Origin of the sequence: Burkholderia sp. BE12 (assembly GCF_002959955.1) — a bacterium.
In the GTDB taxonomy this organism is placed as follows: Bacteria; Pseudomonadota; Gammaproteobacteria; order Burkholderiales; family Burkholderiaceae; genus Burkholderia.
Genome location: NZ_PREY01000039.1, coordinates 1 through 15,038, shown reverse-complemented (window position 1 = coordinate 15,038; position 15,038 = coordinate 1). Strand labels below are relative to the sequence as shown.

Here is a 15,038-nt window from a genome sequence, read left to right as displayed (position 1 = left end):
ATGTTCGGCGACGTCCGCCGGATCGTCGGTCTCGCGTGGCCGGTGCTGATCGGCCAGCTCGCGATCATCGCGTTCGGCGTGATCGACACCGCGATGGTCGGCCGCTACTCGGCCGTCGATCTCGCCGCGCTCGGGCTCGGCTCGTCGATCTACGTATCGATCTATATCGGCCTGACCGGCATCCTGTCCGCGCTGCAGCCGATCACCGGGCAACTGTACGGCGCGCGGCGCTATGCCGAGATCGGCGAGGAAGTGCGCCAGGCGCTGTGGCTCGCGCTACTGCTCTCGATTCCCGGCTTCCTGCTGCTGCATTTTCCCGAGCCGCTGCTGCGCGTCGCGCACGCACCCGCCGCGCTGCACGAGCGCACCGTCGACTACCTGCGCATCCTGTCGTACGGGCTGCCCGCCAGCCTCGTATTCCGTATCTACAACGCGCTGACCAACGCGGCCGGCAAGCCGCGGCTCGCGATGATCCTGCAGATCGGCGCCCTGCTGCTCAAGTTTCCGCTGAACGTGTGGTTCATCTTCGGCGGCTTCGGCGTGCCGGCGCTCGGCGGCCCCGGCTGCGGGCTCGCCAGCACGCTGATCAACTGGGCGCTCGCGCTGATCGGCTACGCGCTGCTCGCGAAGCTCGACGTGTTCGCGCCGCTCGCGATCTTCTCGCGCTTCTGCTGGCCCGTGTGGGCGCGCCAGAAGGCGATCCTGAAGCTCGGCGTGCCGATGGGCCTGTCGTACCTGATCGAGGTCACGTCGTACACGTGCATGGCGCTGTTCATCGCGCAGTTCGGCACGACGACTCTCGCCGGCCACCAGATCGCCGGCAACATCGGCGCGGTGCTGTACATGACGCCGCTGTCGATCGGCGTGGCGGCGTCGACGCTGGTCGCGCGCGCGCTCGGCGCCGGACACGCCGAGGAAGCCCGGCTGCTCGGCCGGCACAGCGTGATGTTCGCGTGCGGTATCGCGGCCGCCTACGGCGTGCTCGTGTTCGCGCTGCGCCCGCTGATCGTCGGCGGCTATACGCCGAACCCGGCCGTCGCCGCGGCCGCGATGCCGCTCGTCGCGATCGTCGCGTGCTACCACGTGTTCGATGCGCTGCAGGTCACGTCGGCGTTCGTGCTGCGCGCGTACAAGGTGGCGGTCGTGCCGACCGTGATCTACGCGGTCGCGCTGTGGGGCGTCGGACTCAGCGGCGGCTACGTGCTCGGCTTCGACGTCGGCGGCATCGCGCCCGCATGGCTGACCGGCGCGCGCGGCTTCTGGTTCGCGAACACGGTCAGCCTGATGCTGGCGGGCGCGGGACTCGTGCTGTACCTGCGTCGCATCAGCCGCGCACACGCCACCGCCGCCGCCGCGGCCTGACGCGCGACGCGCTACGCGTCCTCCAGCACGTCGGCCGCGTGATACGACGAGCGCACGAGCGGGCCGGCGACGACTTCCCGGAAACCGAGCGCGAGCGCCTCGTCGCGCCATGCGGCGAACGCGTCCGGGCTCACGTATCGCCGCACCGGCAAATGGTGCGCCGACGGCGCGAGATACTGGCCGAGCGTCAGCACGTCGACCTCGTGCGCGCGCAGGTCGCGCAGCGTGTCGCGCACCTCGTCGTCGCGCTCGCCGAGCCCGAGCATCAATCCCGATTTCGTCACGAGCGTCGGCCGCGCGGCCTTCGCCTGCGCGAGCAGTTCGAGCGAGCCGCGATAGTCGGCGCCCGGCCGCGCCGCCCGGTACAGCGACGGCACCGTCTCGATGTTGTGATTGAACACGTCGGGCCACGCCGACGACAGCGCGTCGAGCGCACGGGCCGCGCGGCCGCGGAAGTCCGGCGTCAGCACCTCGACGCCGATGCCCGGCACGCTCGTGCGCACCGCCGCGATGCACGCGGCGAAATGCGCGGCGCCGCCGTCGCGCAGGTCGTCGCGGTCGACCGACGTGATCACGACGTAGCGCAACCCGAGCGCCGCCGCCGCGTCGGCCAGCCGCGCGGGCTCGTCGGGATCGAGCGGCTCGGGACGGCCGTGCGCGACATCGCAGAACGGGCACCGCCGCGTGCACAGCCCGCCCATGATCATGAAGGTCGCGGTGCGCTGCGCGAAGCACTCGCCGATGTTTGGACACATCGCCTCCTCGCAGACTGAATGCAGCCGATGCTCGCGTAGCACGGCGGCCATGTCGGCCACCGCCGCGCTCATCATCGGCCGTGCGTGCAGCCACGGCGGCTTCGGCAGCGCCGCGCCGGCCGCGGGCTCCACGCGCACCGGAATGCGCGCGAGCTTGTCGCGACTTCTCGCGCCGGGCTGGCCGAGCGCCGTGAGGCTGGGTCGTTCGAGCGCGGCGGCCATCGTCAGTCTCCGAGAAACGCGACGATCAGGCGGTTCACGTCGGCGGCCGCCTCCATCTGCACCATGTGCCCGCTGCCGGCGATCACCTCGGCGCGCACGCCGTCCGGCAAGCCCTGCGCATGCCGCGCGGGAATCACCTGGTCGCGCTCGCCCCAGATCACGAGCGTGCGCGGCGCGAGCGTCGCGAGCCGGTCGCGGAACACCCGCCGCTGCGCGGCGCCGTCGAACGCGGCATGCGCGATTTTCTCCAGCGCGGCCTGCACGCCTTCGAGCCGCTTGTACTTGACGAGATCCTCGACGAGCTGCCGCGTGACCAGCGCGTTGTCCGCGAACAGCGCGCCGAGATGCGGCTTCAGCGTGTTGCGGCTGTTGCCGGCGACGAAGCCGTCGATGTACGCGCGGTTGATGTCGGCGCCGAGCCCCGCGCTCGCGATCAGCGTGAGCGAGGCGACGCGTTGCGGCGCGCGCTCGGCCGCCGTCATCGCGACCGCGCCGCCCATCGAATGGCCGATCAGGTGCGCGCGCTCGATCTGCTGCGCATCGAGCAGCGCGAGCACCGCGTCGGCCAGTTCGTCGAGGCTGCCGGTCTCGACCGCCTTGCCCGACTCGCCGTGGCCGGGCAGATCGAGCGCCCACACCGGCCGGTGCGCGGCGATATCCGCGTGATTGAACAGCCAGTTGTTCAGGTCGCCGCCGAAACCGTGGATCAGCACGGCCGGCGTGCCGGAACCGTCGCCCAGCTTCAGGAAGCGGATCGTGCGGCCGCCGATCTGCGCCTTCTCCGGCTGCGGGCCGGCCGCCTCGTCGGCAGCCACGCTCGGCACGAAATCGCGCTGGAAGTCGGCGATCGCCGCATCGATGTCGGCGTCGCTCGCATCGGCGGCCGCGACGACGCCGAGCAGCGCGCCGACGGGCAGCGTCTCGCCCTCCTGCGCCACCTGCCGGCGCAGCGTGCCGTCGAACGCGCACTCGACGCCCGACGAGATCTTGTCGGTCTCGACGTCGAGCACCTCGTCGCCCTTCGCCACGCGTTCGCCGATCGCCTTCAGCCAGCCGTTGACCTGCCCCTGCTCCATCGACAGCCCCCACTTGGGCATCGTGATCATGTGAATCGACATCGTGTCAGCTCCTCGTATTCAGGACCGCCTGCGCAATCGCATCGGCGGACGGGATGTACAGGTCTTCCAGCACGCCGGCGAACGGCGCGGGCGTATGCGGCGCGGTGACGAGCCCGATCGGCGCCTTCAGCGACCGGAATGCGCGCTGCGCGACGAGCGCGGCGATGTCGGTCGCGATCGAGCAGCGCGGGTTCGCTTCGTCGACGACCACCACGCGCCCGGTGCGCGCCACGCTTTCGAGGATCGTTTCCTCGTCGAGCGGCGACGTCGTGCGCAGGTCGATCACGTCGCACTGGATGCCGTCCTTCGCGAGCGTCGCGGCCGCGTCCATCGCGAGATGCACCATCCGGCCGTACGTGACGATCGTCGCGTCGTCGCCCTCGCGCATCACGTTCGCCTCGCCGAACGGAATCGCATAGGATTCCTCGGGGACGTCGCCCTCCCGCGTATAGAGCAGCTTGTGTTCGAGGAAGATCACGGGATCGTTGTCGCGGATCGCCTGGATCAGCAGCCCCTTCGCGTCGTACGGCGTCGACGGGCACACGACCTTCAGCCCCGGAATGTGCGTGAACAGCGACGTGAGCATCTGCGAGTGCTGCGCGGCCGCGCGCAGCCCGGCGCCGTACATCGCGCGGATCACGACCGGCGTCACGGCCTTGCCGCCGAACATGTAGCGGAATTTCGCGGCCTGGTTGAAGATCTGGTCGAAGCACACGCCCATGAAATCGATGAACATCAGTTCCGCGACGGGTCGCATCCCGCACGCGGCCGCGCCGACCGCCGCGCCGATATAGCCGCCCTCCGACAGCGGCGTATCGAGCACGCGGCCCGGAAACTTGTGGAACAGCCCCTTCGTCACGCCGAGCACGCCGCCCCATGCGTCGTCCTCGCCCGGCGCGCCCGCGCCGCCCGCGTTGTCCTCGCCCATCACGATCACGCTGTCGTCGCGCGCCATTTCCTGCGCGAGCGCCTCGTTGATCGCCTGCGAATAAGTGATCTTCCTTGCCATGTCTGTCTCCTGGAATGTTCGGTTCGCCGTGCCGGCCGCTGGGTCAGGCCGCGCTCACGGATACGACACGTAGACGTCGGCCAGCAGGTCGGCGGCATCCGGCAGCGGCGCCGCCTTCGCCTGCGCGACCGCGTCGTCGATCAACGCCTTCACCTGTGCGTCGACCGCGCGCAGGTCGTCGGTGGTCAGCGCTTCGGCACGCACGACGCGCGTTTCGAAATGCTTCAGGCAGTCCTTCTCGTCGCGCAGCTTCTGCACTTCGCCCGGCGCGCGATAGGTTTGCGCATCGCCCTCGAAGTGGCCGAAGTAGCGCGTGAACTTCACCTCGACGAGCGTCGGGCCGCCGCCGTTGCGAGCACGTTCGACGGCCTCGCCGAGCGCCTCGTGCACCGCGAAGAAGTCGAAGCCGTCGACGATCACGCCCGGCATCCCGAACCCGTTCGCCCGATCGGCGATGTTGTCGGTCGCGACCGACCAACTCGACGACGTCGCTTCCGCATAGCCGTTGTTTTCGGCGACGAAGATCGCGGGCAGCCGCCACACCGACGCGAGGTTCATCGATTCGAAGATCACGCCCTGGTTCGACGCGCCGTCGCCGAAGAAGCACACGCCGACGCCGCCCGTCTTCTTGTGCTTCGCCGCGAGCGCCGCGCCGCACACGAGCGGTCCGCCCGCGCCGACGATCCCGTTCGCGCCGAGCATCCCCATCGACAGGTCGGCGATGTGCATCGAGCCGCCCTTGCCGTGGCAGACGCCCGTCTTCTTGCCGTAGATCTCGGCCATCATCCCGTGCACGTCGACGCCCTTCGCGATGCAATGGCCGTGGCCGCGGTGCGTGGTGGCCACGTAGTCGTCGAGGCCGAGGTGCAAGATCGTGCCGACGGCGGACGCCTCCTCGCCCGCGTACAGGTGAACGAAGCCGGGTATCTCGCCGGTCGCGAATTCGACGTGCAGGCGTTCCTCGAATTCGCGGATCGTGCGCATCAGCCGGTAGGCGTCCAGCAGCTTGTCCCTGCTGAGCTGTGTCGAAGCGGTCATGTGTGTCTCCTGGGTAGGTCTGACTGCGAATGCCGCCCCGGCCAGGCCGCGGCGGCGGACTTTGGCGTTCACTCGTGCCACGCGCCGGCGTCGCGCAGCAGTTGCCGCGACGATGCGTAGCGCAGCGTGCGGCCGACATCGACCGTCAACGGCCCGCGCCAATCGAGCGAAATCTCGTAGCGATCGCCGCGCGCGACCTCGATCTCGCGCTCGCCGTCGAACGCGAGCGTGCCGCGCTCGAACGGAATCGCGTGCCACGCGCCCGGTTCGAGCCGCTCGCAACTGCGCATCACGACACGGTCGACGCGCCCCGGCGCGATCGGCGCGACGAGCGGTGTGCCGGCCGCGTTGCCGGCTTCCGCGAAGCGCATCGCGAGCCCGTGGGGCGCGCTGCGTTCGAGCGGCGCCCATGCGCCGCCGAGCGCGGACAGGCCGATGCCGTCCGGTTCCGCGAATGTGAGATAGAGCGAATCGATGTCGTCGGAGCCGGAAATCGCGCGCGCGCCGATGAAGCGCTGCCGCGCGGCGCACACGTCGACGAGCGCGATCTCCTCGCGCCCCGGCTGCGCGCCCGCGACGCAGCGCACGACGAGCCGCTTGTTGCGCACGAACGCGACCTCGGCCGGCACGGCGCCGCGCGCGGCGAGCCCTGCCGCGACGCCGGCGACGGTCGCCTCGCGATGTTCGGGAAACGCGTTGTTGGTGCCGGTGGACAGCGCGACGAGCGGCGTCGCGCCGCAATGCGCGGCCACCGCGCGATGGGTGCCGTCGCCACCGAGCACGACGATCAGCGACACGTCCATCCGGTGCAGATAGGCCGCGCCGGCCTGCGTGTCGGCGACGGAATCGGTGATCGGCAGGTCGACGAATTCGACCTCGGGCCAGCGCTCGTGCGGCGCGACCGCGCGATGCGTGTCGATCGCGCGCAGCAGCAGCGTCGCGATGCCCGTGCGGTCGCGCAGCGTCAGCACACGCTCGACGCCCATCGCGCCAAGGCCGGCCAGCAGGCGCACGATCATGTTCGCCTTCTCCGCGGTCGGAAACACGGATGCATGCGTCGTGAGGCGGCGGATGTCGCGCCCCGAAGCGGGGTTCGCGATCACGCCGACGGTAACGGGCGTCGTCACGGGTTTGTCTCCATCCAGTTGGGGGGCCGGCGCATTGGCGCATCGGCTTCGCCCGTTTCGTCCGCTGCCATCGACGGGCGGCGGATCGTCGTCGCCGACGCGATCGCGCCGGCTTGCCCTCATCTCTGCAAGCGGCGTGCCATCGTGCGTGCGATGGCCGCGAAACCCGCGTCCGCACTGGCGCGGCGGGCCTGCGCGTGTTCTGGATGCGCGGCCGTGACGACGCGGCGCACGTCGAATTCGCCGGGACGTCTCACGTCGTCGATACGGCGATGCGATCGCCGCGGCCCGCGCGCATGTGCGGCATTGCGCCCGCAAACCCTGCGTTCGCGCGGCGCCGCGCATGTAACGACCCGCCGGACGACCGCCGCACGCCACGCATGCGGCCGTCTCAACCGCGCGAGACACGGAGCGGTACCCGTGAGACGACCGTCTCACGCGCCTTGCGTGCTGCGATGCAATGTGATCCGCCGGACCGGATGTGCTACAAGAACAGCGACATCCCCGCCGTACGGAACCGGAGCCGACCATGCCCTACGCCGTCCCACAGGCCCAGCACGCCGATCGTGTACTCGGCGCGCTCGCCGGACGCCTGCCCGCGCCCGCCGATTCCGCGCGCCTCGTGTCGTCGTGGCAGCGGTCGCTGGAGCGCTACCGTCTCGACCCCGCTTCGTCGATCGGCCCCCGCGTGCTGACCGCGGCCGAGCTGCGCGAGGTGCGCGACAAGGAGGAAGCCTTCCTGCGCGCGTCGGGCCAGTGCCTGACGCGGCTGCACGACATGATCCGCGTCGCCGACTACTGCGTGATGCTGACCGACGCACACGGCGTGACGATCGACTACCGGATCGACCGCGAACGCCGCAACGACTTCCGTCACGCGGGGCTGCACATCGGCTCGTGCTGGTCGGAAAGCGAGGAAGGCACCTGCGGCGTCGCGAGCGTGCTGACCGATCTCGCGCCGATCACCGTGCACAAGACCGATCACTTTCGCGCGGCGTTCACGACGCTCACGTGCAGCGCGGCGCCGATCTTCTCGCCGGGCGGCGAACTGATCGGCGTGCTCGACGCGTCGGCCGTGCATTCGCCCGACGGCCGCGACAGCCAGCGCCTCGTCTATCAGCTCGTGCGGCAGAGCGCGGCGCTGATCGAGGACGGCTACTTCGTGCACAGCACCGCGCAGCACTGGATATTGTTCGGGCATCCGAACCGTCACTACGTCGAGGCGCAGCCGGAGTGGCTGATCGCGTTCGACGAATGCGGCAACATCGTGGCCGCGAACCGGCATGCGCGCGACGCGCTGCCGGCGCTGCGCGAGCCGCGCCATATCGACGAGATCTTCGATGCGACCGAGATGCCGCTGCGCGACGCCGCGCGGCTCGATGCGATCGTCGCGCTGCGGCTGCGCGCGACCGGCGCCCCGCTCTACGCGCGGCTGCGTGCGCCGCTACGGCGCGCCGGCCGCGAACCCGGCGCGGCATCGCGCCGCCCGGGCAGCGCCGCGCCGCGTCACGTCGGCGCGCTGACACCGTTCCTGAACAGCAGCGAGCCGCGCATCGCGCAACAGGCCGAACTCGCGCTGCGCATCGCGAGCAAGCGGCTGCCGATCCTCGTGCTCGGCGAAACCGGCGCGGGCAAGGAAGTGTTCGCCCGCGCGATCCACGACGCCGGCGCGCGGCGCGCGCGGCCGTTCGTCGCCGTCAACTGCGGCGCGCTGCCGGAGGCGCTGATCGAGAGCGAACTGTTCGGTTATGCGGCCGGCGCGTTCACCGGCGCACGCAAGCACGGCGCGCGCGGCAAGATCGCGCTCGCCGACGGCGGCACGCTGTTTCTCGATGAAATCGGCGACATGCCGCTCGCGCTGCAGACGCGTCTGTTGCGCGTACTGGCCGACGGCGAGGTCGTGCCGCTCGGCAGCGATACACCCGTGCGCGTCGACCTCGACGTGATCTGCGCGACCCACCGCGATCTCGCGCGAATGGTGGCCAACGGCACGTTCCGCGAAGATCTGTACTACCGGTTGAGCGGCGCGACGTTCGACCTGCCGCCGTTGCGCGAACGCGCGGACGTGCGCGACGTGATCGCCGCCGTGTTCGCCGAGGAAGCGCAGGCGACCGGCCACGTGCTCACGCTCGACGCGACGCTCGCCGAACAGCTCGCCGCGCACCCCTGGCCGGGCAACGTGCGGCAACTGCGCAATGTGCTGCGCTATGCGTGCGCGGTGTGCGACGCCGCGCGCGTGACTCAGCGCGACCTGCCGGCCGAGCTCGCCGCGCAATTCGGCGGCGCCCCGGCGGGCGCGCTGCCCGACGACGAACGCGGCCGCATCGTCGCCGCGCTCACCGCGCATCGCTGGCGGCCCGACGCGGCCGCCAGCGCGCTCGGCATGTCGCGCGCGACGCTGTACCGGCGCATCGCGAAGTACCGGATCGTCGCGCCGCATCGCGCGTGACGCGCAGGCGCATGCTCCGTCATGCGGGCTGCCCGGCCGCTTCGTTCGTGTCGTTCGCCACGCCCGCCGCTTCGTCGCGCCGCGTGAACACCTCGTGCGCGGCGAACAGCGCGTTGAGCGCGGCCGGCATCCCCGCATACACGGCCATCTGCATGAACACCTCGACGATCTCGTCGCGCGTGCAGCCGACGTTCAGCGCGGCCTCGATATGCACCTTCAATTGCGGCTGCGCGTTGCCGAGCGCGGCCAGCGCGGCGATCGTCGCGATTTCGCGCGCCTTCAGGTCGAGCTGCGGCCGGCTGTAGATGTCGCCGAAGCTGAATTCGACCAGCAGCCGCCCGAAGTCCGGCGCGATCGGTGCAAGCGCCGCGATCACGCGTTCGCCCACTTCGCCGTCGATTTCCTTGAGCTTGTTCCAGCCGCGCGTGTAGCGATCCTCAACGAGTCGTTCCATCGTGTCCGTCCTGTTCCGATAAAGAGTGAGAAGGATTCGCCCGTCGTTCCGTTTCCCGTTCCCGCGCCTCGTAGTACGCGATCTTGTCGCCGATCGCCTCGAGGCTCGCCTGCAGCTCCGCGATATGCGCGCGCACCGCGTCGCGATGCGCGACCAGCAAGTCGCGCCGCGCGCCGAACGTCGACTCGCCCTGCTCGCGCAGCACCGCGAACGCCTGCATCTGCGCGATCGGCATGCCGGTCGCCTTCAGGCGCATCACGAAGGCCAGCCAGTCAAGATCGGCCGGCGCATAGAGCCGGTGCCCGGCCGCCGTGCGCGAAATCGCGCGCAGCAGGCCGGCCTGCTCGTAATACCGCAACGTGTGCGTCGACACGCCCGTCAGTTCGGCGACTTGCCCGATCGTCAGCGGACCGGCGGCGGTGGGTTGGGATACGGTTTTCGACATGGCAGGAACAAGGTTAGGAGTTAGAGTTCACTCTAAGTCAAGCGTTGTCGAACGGCCAGTGTCGCGACCGCCGGCGACACCGTAAAGAATGGTCAAAATCGGCGCCCGGTATCGGTTTCGCCCTTTACAGCACCGCAAGCCTTCAGCAAGATTCGGTCAGCCTGTCTTAAAAAGGGCACGCATTTGTCCTATGCTTAACGGCGACGCCCGGCCAGCTCGCGCCCCGTCGTCCGTTGCAACAGCCATTCATCCGTCAGAACCAGGGAGCCTATGCCATGCTGAAAAAGCTGCTGATGCTGTTCGTCGCGCTATCGCTGTCGCTCGCCGCCGGCCTTGCCGCGGCCGTCGAAGTCAACACGGCCGACCAGGCCGCGCTCGAATCCGTGAAGGGTCTCGGGCCCGTGAAGTCGAAGGCGATCATCGACGAACGCACCAAGAACGGCCCGTTCAAGGACGCCGACGATCTCGCGAACCGCGTGAAGGGCCTCGGCACGAAGTCGGTCGGGCATCTCGAGGAAAACGGCCTGACGATCGGCGGCGCGTCGACGCCGCCGAAGGGCGTGAAGCTGTCGAAGCCGGCCGCGACGACGTCCGCGACCACGTCGACCACGACGTCGGCAGGCACCGCATCCACGTCCACGACCGCGACGGCCGGTACGGCGCCCGCGCCGACGGCGAGCGCACCGGAAGCGGCCTCCAAGCCGGCCAGGACCAAGCGCGCATCGAAGAAGGAAAAGGCGGCAGCGGCTGCCGCGGCATCCGCCGACGCGGGTGCGAGCGCACCGGCGGCCGCGTCGTCCACGAAGGCGACGAAGGGTTCGAAGAAGAAGAGCAAGAAGGACAAGGCAGCCTCCGCCGCCGCGGCGTCGGGCGCCTGATGTGCGCCGCGCGCGCGACGGCGTGCGCGCGGCATTCGTTCAACGGGCGCCGTCGTCACGGCGCCCTTTTCAGTGAAGGTGAAGAACCATGGGTCTCCTCGACATCGTTGGCGGTCTGATCGGCGGCCAGGCCGGCGGCAACTCCCAAAGCGCGCTGATTACGACCGCGCTCGAATTCATCAACAACCAGCCGGGCGGCCTGAACGGGCTGATCGAGAAGTTCAAGGCCGGCGGCGCCGGCGACGTGATCGGTTCGTGGGTCGGCAACGGCGAAAACCAGCCGATCTCGCCGGACACGCTGCAGAACGTGCTCGGCTCGGACGTCGTCGGCTCGCTCGCGAGCAAGGTCGGCATCGATCCGTCGCAGGCCTCGTCGATCCTCGCGCAGGTGCTGCCGCACGTGGTCAACGGCGCGACGCCGAACGGCGAAGTGCCGGCCGGCGGCCAGGTCGACACGTCGAACGTGCTCGGCACGCTCACGCAGCTCGCCGGCATGTTCGGCGGCAACAAGCAGGCCTGAGCGCCCGCCGCGACCGGGCGGCCCGTTCGGCCGCTCCATAAGCAAACACCCCGCCGAGGCGGGGTGTTTGTTTTTGTGCCCGGTGCGAACCGGGCGCGCTGCCGACGGCAGGCGATCAGTGAACGACGCGGTCGAACACGAACTGGCCGTCGTTGACGTCGACCGGGATCACGTCCTTCGGGCCGAAGCGGCCGGCGAGGATCAGCTTCGCGACCGGGTTCTCGATCTCCTGCTGGATCGCGCGCTTCAGCGGCCGGGCGCCGAACACCGGATCGTAGCCGACCTTCGCGATCTGTTCGAGGGCCGCGGGCGACACGTCGAGCGCCATGTCGAGCTTCGCGAGCCGGTCGTGCAGGCGCGCGAGCTGGATCTTCGCGATCGACTCGATGTTGCTGCGGTCGAGCGCATGGAACACGACGACGTCGTCGATCCGGTTCAGGAACTCGGGACGGAAGTGCTGCTTCACCTCGAGCCACACGGCGTCCTTGATCTCTTCCTGCGGCGCGCCCGTCATCGCCTGGATCACCTGCGAGCCGAGGTTCGACGTCATCACGATGACCGTGTTCTTGAAGTCGACCGTGCGCCCCTGCCCGTCGGTCATGCGGCCGTCGTCGAGCACCTGCAGCAGCACGTTGAACACGTCCGGATGCGCCTTCTCGATCTCGTCGAGCAGGATCACGCTGTACGGCTTGCGACGCACGGCTTCCGTCAGGTAGCCGCCTTCCTCGTAGCCGACATAGCCCGGCGGCGCACCGATCAGCCGCGCGACGCTGTGCTTCTCCATGAACTCGCTCATGTCGATGCGGATCAGATGCTCTTCCGAATCGAACAGGAACGACGCCAGCGCCTTGCACAGCTCGGTCTTGCCGACGCCCGTCGGGCCGAGGAACAGGAACGAGCCGTACGGACGGTTCGGATCGGCGAGACCCGCGCGCGAACGACGGATCGCATCGGCCACCGCGCTGATCGCCTCGTCCTGGCCGACCACGCGCTCGTGCAGCTTTTCCTCGATGTGCAGCAGCTTCTCGCGTTCGCCCTGCATCATCCGCGACACGGGAATGCCCGTCGAACGCGACACGACTTCCGCGATTTCCTCGGCGCCGACCTGCGTGCGCAGCAGGCGCGGGCGGGTCGGGTTGTGCTGCTCCTGCTCTTCGGCCTGCGTGACCTGCTTCAGTTGCGACTCGAGCTGCGGCAGCTTGCCGTACTGCAGCTCGGCGACCTTCTCCAGCTTGCCTTCACGCTGCAGGCGCGCGATGTCCGCCCGCACCTTCTCGATCTCTTCCTTGAGCTGCGCGCTGCCCTGCACCGCGGCCTTCTCGGCGGTCCAGATCTCCTCCAGGTCCGCATATTCGCGGCCGAGGCGGTCGATCTCTTCCTCGATCAGCTGCAGGCGCTTCTGCGACGCTTCGTCCTGCTCCTTCTTCACGGCTTCGCGCTCGATCTTCAGCTGGATCAGACGACGGTCGAGCTTGTCCATCTCCTCGGGCTTCGAATCGATTTCCATCTTGATCTTCGAAGCGGCTTCGTCGATCAGGTCGATGGCCTTGTCGGGCAGGAAGCGGTCGGTGATGTAGCGATGCGACAGCTCGGCCGCGGCGACGATCGCCGGGTCGGTGATGTCGACACCGTGGTGCAGTTCGTACTTCTCCTGCAGCCCGCGCAGGATCGCGATCGTCGCCTCGACGCTCGGCTCGTCGACGAGCACCTTCTGGAAGCGGCGTTCGAGCGCGGCATCCTTCTCGATGTACTTGCGGTATTCGTCGAGCGTGGTCGCGCCGATGCAGTGCAGCTCGCCGCGCGACAGCGCCGGCTTCAGCATGTTGCCCGCATCCATCGCGCCTTCGGCCTTGCCCGCGCCGACCATCGTGTGGATCTCGTCGATGAAGACGATCGTCCGGCCTTCGTCCTTCGCGATATCGTTGAGCACCGCCTTCAGGCGCTCCTCGAACTCGCCGCGATACTTCGCGCCGGCGAGCAGCGCGGCCATGTCGAGCGACAGCACGCGCTTGCCCTTCAGCGTCTCGGGCACTTCGCCGTTGACGATCCGCTGCGCGAGCCCCTCGACGATCGCGGTCTTGCCGACGCCCGGCTCGCCGATCAGCACCGGGTTGTTCTTGGTGCGGCGCTGCAGGATCTGGATCGAGCGGCGGATTTCGTCGTCGCGGCCGATCACCGGATCGAGCTTGCCCGCACGGGCGCGCTCGGTCAGGTCGACCGTGTATTTCTTCAGCGCCTCGCGCTGGCTTTCCGCGTCCTGGGTGTGCACCTGCGAGCCGCCGCGCACCGCGGCGATCGCGGCTTCGAGCGACTTGCGCGTGAGGCCGTGCTGGCGGGCGAGCTTGCCGGCGTCGCCCTTGTCGTCGGACACGGCGAGCAGGAACATCTCGCTCGCGATGAACGTGTCGTTGAGCTTCTGCGCTTCCTTGTCAGCCTGGTTCAGCAGCCCGGCCAACTCGCGGCCGATCTGGATGTCGCCGCCCGTGCCCGTCACTTGCGGCAGGCGCGAAATGGCTTCGTTCAGCGCGCCTTGCAGCGCCTGCACGTGCACGCCCGCGCGCGACATCAGCGAGCGGGCCGAACCGTCCTGCTGCGCGACCAGCGCCGCGAGGACGTGAACGGGTTCGATGTATTGATTGTCGCGGCCTGCCGCAAGGCTTTGCGCGTCCGCGAGTGCTTCCTGGAACTTGGTGGTGAGCTTGTCGATTCTCATTTAGTCGAGACCTCCAATTTTCGATTAACACCAAGATGAGGATGGTTATGCGGCTTTCAAGCGAAATTCGGGTTGATTCAGCGCAAAAAATGCCGGATAGCCTGAAAACGGTCCAGCGGCGTGATGAGGTGGGCGCAGCGCGCGGCGCGCGCGTGTCAGTGGGCGTTGGACGACGGTTCGGCGGCGGCCGGCGCGTCGTCCGGTACCGGCGCGGCACGCACGAGCGCGACCGGACGGATGCCGAGCAGCGCCACGAGCGGCGACGCGGGCTCGGCCAGTTCGCCGAGCGTGTGACGATCGAGTTCCGCGAAGAATGCATCGCGCGCGGCCGCCAGCACGCCCTTCAGCCGGCACTGCGGCTCGATCACGCAGCCGCGCGACTCGCTGCCGTCGGACGAAAAGCAGCCGACCAGCGCGAAGTCGTTTTCGGTCGCCCGCACGACCTGGCCGACCGTCAGTTGCAGCGAATCGGCAAACAGCCGCAACCCGCCGTTGCGGCCGCGAACGGTGTCGACCCAGCCCAGCTCGCCGAGCTGCTGGACGACTTTCATCAGATGGTTCTTCGAGATGCCGTAGGCGTCCGAGATCTCCTGGATCGTCGCGAGCCCCTCGCCGCGCACGGCCAGGTACAGCATCACGCGCAGCGAATAGTCGGTGTAGTCGGTGAGTCTCATGGGCGAATACGGAAAAGATCGATCATGCCCCGTTACGTGAGCCGGGCGGATCGCGATGCGTGCAGGGCCGATTGACGGTGCCGTTGCGCGGCCCCCGGGTTGCCGGGATCGCGTGCGCGCAATAAGATGCGTGATATCTACACGTTTTCCAGGGGTTACAGGACGCTATTTTGCGTCAAAATCCGGCCGGCGTCCTGCTCGTCGCCCATGCCGTCGCCCCGTCGCCGCCCCCGATCTACCGGCCCTTTTTTGTTATGACTGCCCTGCCCGCCTC

Annotated in this window: 13 protein-coding genes; 4 read left to right on the top strand and 9 right to left on the bottom strand. The window is 69.1% G+C overall.

Annotation, left to right across the window (positions count from 1 at the left end; genetic code table 11):
- On the top strand, positions 1-1,362 hold the full coding sequence (locus C4B30_RS30505) for an MATE family efflux transporter (RefSeq protein ID WP_027784602.1): 1,362 nt from the start codon (positions 1-3) through the stop codon (positions 1,360-1,362).
- 11 nt (positions 1,363-1,373) lie between these two features.
- On the opposite strand, the gene lipA is transcribed toward C4B30_RS30505, so the two are convergent.
- The 5 genes from lipA to C4B30_RS30480 all read right to left on the bottom strand — a co-directional run bounded on the left by lipA (position 1,374) and on the right by C4B30_RS30480 (position 6,631).
- Positions 1,374-2,339 (bottom strand): lipoyl synthase, encoded by a 966-nt coding sequence (gene lipA / locus C4B30_RS30500; RefSeq protein WP_027784603.1) that lies wholly within the window; start codon positions 2,337-2,339, stop codon positions 1,374-1,376.
- A gap of 2 nt (positions 2,340-2,341) precedes the next feature.
- The gene (locus C4B30_RS30495; RefSeq protein ID WP_027784604.1) at positions 2,342-3,457 is read right to left on the bottom strand and encodes an acetoin dehydrogenase dihydrolipoyllysine-residue acetyltransferase subunit; all 1,116 of its coding nucleotides are present in this window, start codon (positions 3,455-3,457) and stop codon (positions 2,342-2,344) included.
- A gap of 4 nt (positions 3,458-3,461) precedes the next feature.
- Complete coding sequence (locus tag C4B30_RS30490; protein WP_027784605.1) at positions 3,462-4,466, bottom strand: alpha-ketoacid dehydrogenase subunit beta; 1,005 nt, start codon at positions 4,464-4,466, stop codon at positions 3,462-3,464.
- Between the two features lie 54 nt (positions 4,467-4,520).
- A complete protein-coding gene (locus tag C4B30_RS30485) occupies positions 4,521-5,504 on the bottom strand; it encodes a thiamine pyrophosphate-dependent dehydrogenase E1 component subunit alpha (RefSeq protein ID WP_027784606.1) in 984 nt (327 codons plus the stop codon).
- A 68-nt stretch (positions 5,505-5,572) separates the two neighbouring features.
- Complete coding sequence (locus C4B30_RS30480) at positions 5,573-6,631, bottom strand: ATP-NAD kinase family protein (protein WP_027784607.1); 1,059 nt, start codon at positions 6,629-6,631, stop codon at positions 5,573-5,575.
- A 529-nt stretch (positions 6,632-7,160) separates the two neighbouring features.
- Here C4B30_RS30480 and C4B30_RS30475 point away from each other — a divergent pair.
- A complete protein-coding gene (locus C4B30_RS30475) occupies positions 7,161-9,080 on the top strand; it encodes a sigma-54-dependent Fis family transcriptional regulator (protein WP_027784608.1) in 1,920 nt (639 codons plus the stop codon).
- Positions 9,081-9,099: 19 nt separating this feature from the next.
- Here C4B30_RS30475 and C4B30_RS30470 read toward each other — a convergent pair whose 3' ends face one another.
- Together C4B30_RS30470 and C4B30_RS30465 are read right to left on the bottom strand one after the other, a co-directional pair.
- On the bottom strand, positions 9,100-9,534 hold the full coding sequence (locus C4B30_RS30470; protein ID WP_027784609.1) for a carboxymuconolactone decarboxylase family protein: 435 nt from the start codon (positions 9,532-9,534) through the stop codon (positions 9,100-9,102).
- Positions 9,518-9,979 carry a MerR family transcriptional regulator gene (locus C4B30_RS30465; RefSeq protein WP_027784610.1) on the bottom strand — a complete coding sequence of 154 codons (462 nt, stop codon included), beginning with the start codon at positions 9,977-9,979 and terminating at the stop codon, positions 9,518-9,520. Before C4B30_RS30465 ends, C4B30_RS30470 begins: the two co-directional genes overlap by 17 nt.
- Positions 9,980-10,254: 275 nt before the next feature.
- On the opposite strand from C4B30_RS30465, the gene C4B30_RS30460 reads away from it, so the two are divergent.
- Together C4B30_RS30460 and C4B30_RS30455 are read left to right on the top strand one after the other, a co-directional pair.
- Complete coding sequence (locus C4B30_RS30460) at positions 10,255-10,857, top strand: ComEA family DNA-binding protein (protein ID WP_027784611.1); 603 nt, start codon at positions 10,255-10,257, stop codon at positions 10,855-10,857.
- A gap of 88 nt (positions 10,858-10,945) precedes the next feature.
- Positions 10,946-11,377 carry a YidB family protein gene (locus C4B30_RS30455; RefSeq protein WP_027784612.1) on the top strand — a complete coding sequence of 144 codons (432 nt, stop codon included), beginning with the start codon at positions 10,946-10,948 and terminating at the stop codon, positions 11,375-11,377.
- A 115-nt stretch (positions 11,378-11,492) separates the two neighbouring features.
- Here C4B30_RS30455 and clpB read toward each other — a convergent pair whose 3' ends face one another.
- Together clpB and C4B30_RS30445 are read right to left on the bottom strand one after the other, a co-directional pair.
- Positions 11,493-14,090 (bottom strand): ATP-dependent chaperone ClpB, encoded by a 2,598-nt coding sequence (clpB, locus tag C4B30_RS30450; protein WP_027784613.1) that lies wholly within the window; start codon positions 14,088-14,090, stop codon positions 11,493-11,495.
- A 155-nt stretch (positions 14,091-14,245) separates the two neighbouring features.
- Positions 14,246-14,764, bottom strand: a complete 519-nt coding sequence (locus C4B30_RS30445) for an Rrf2 family transcriptional regulator (RefSeq protein ID WP_027784614.1) — start codon at positions 14,762-14,764, stop codon at positions 14,246-14,248.
- Positions 14,765-15,038: the final 274 nt, after the last annotated feature.

What these genes read in the sequence shown, in the direction of transcription:
- C4B30_RS30505 (WP_027784602.1), top strand. Translation starts at nt 1, where the DNA reads ATGTTCGGCGACGTCCGCCGGATCGTCGGTCTCGCGTGGCCGGTGCTG.
- lipA (WP_027784603.1), bottom strand. Translation starts at nt 2,339, where the DNA reads ATGGCCGCCGCGCTCGAACGACCCAGCCTCACGGCGCTCGGCCAGCCC.
- C4B30_RS30495 (WP_027784604.1), bottom strand. Translation starts at nt 3,457, where the DNA reads ATGTCGATTCACATGATCACGATGCCCAAGTGGGGGCTGTCGATGGAG.
- C4B30_RS30490 (WP_027784605.1), bottom strand. Translation starts at nt 4,466, where the DNA reads ATGGCAAGGAAGATCACTTATTCGCAGGCGATCAACGAGGCGCTCGCG.
- C4B30_RS30485 (WP_027784606.1), bottom strand. Translation starts at nt 5,504, where the DNA reads ATGACCGCTTCGACACAGCTCAGCAGGGACAAGCTGCTGGACGCCTAC.
- C4B30_RS30475 (WP_027784608.1), top strand. Translation starts at nt 7,161, where the DNA reads ATGCCCTACGCCGTCCCACAGGCCCAGCACGCCGATCGTGTACTCGGC.
- C4B30_RS30470 (WP_027784609.1), bottom strand. Translation starts at nt 9,534, where the DNA reads ATGGAACGACTCGTTGAGGATCGCTACACGCGCGGCTGGAACAAGCTC.
- C4B30_RS30465 (WP_027784610.1), bottom strand. Translation starts at nt 9,979, where the DNA reads ATGTCGAAAACCGTATCCCAACCCACCGCCGCCGGTCCGCTGACGATC.
- C4B30_RS30460 (WP_027784611.1), top strand. Translation starts at nt 10,255, where the DNA reads ATGCTGAAAAAGCTGCTGATGCTGTTCGTCGCGCTATCGCTGTCGCTC.
- C4B30_RS30455 (WP_027784612.1), top strand. Translation starts at nt 10,946, where the DNA reads ATGGGTCTCCTCGACATCGTTGGCGGTCTGATCGGCGGCCAGGCCGGC.
- clpB (WP_027784613.1), bottom strand. Translation starts at nt 14,090, where the DNA reads ATGAGAATCGACAAGCTCACCACCAAGTTCCAGGAAGCACTCGCGGAC.
- C4B30_RS30445 (WP_027784614.1), bottom strand. Translation starts at nt 14,764, where the DNA reads ATGAGACTCACCGACTACACCGACTATTCGCTGCGCGTGATGCTGTAC.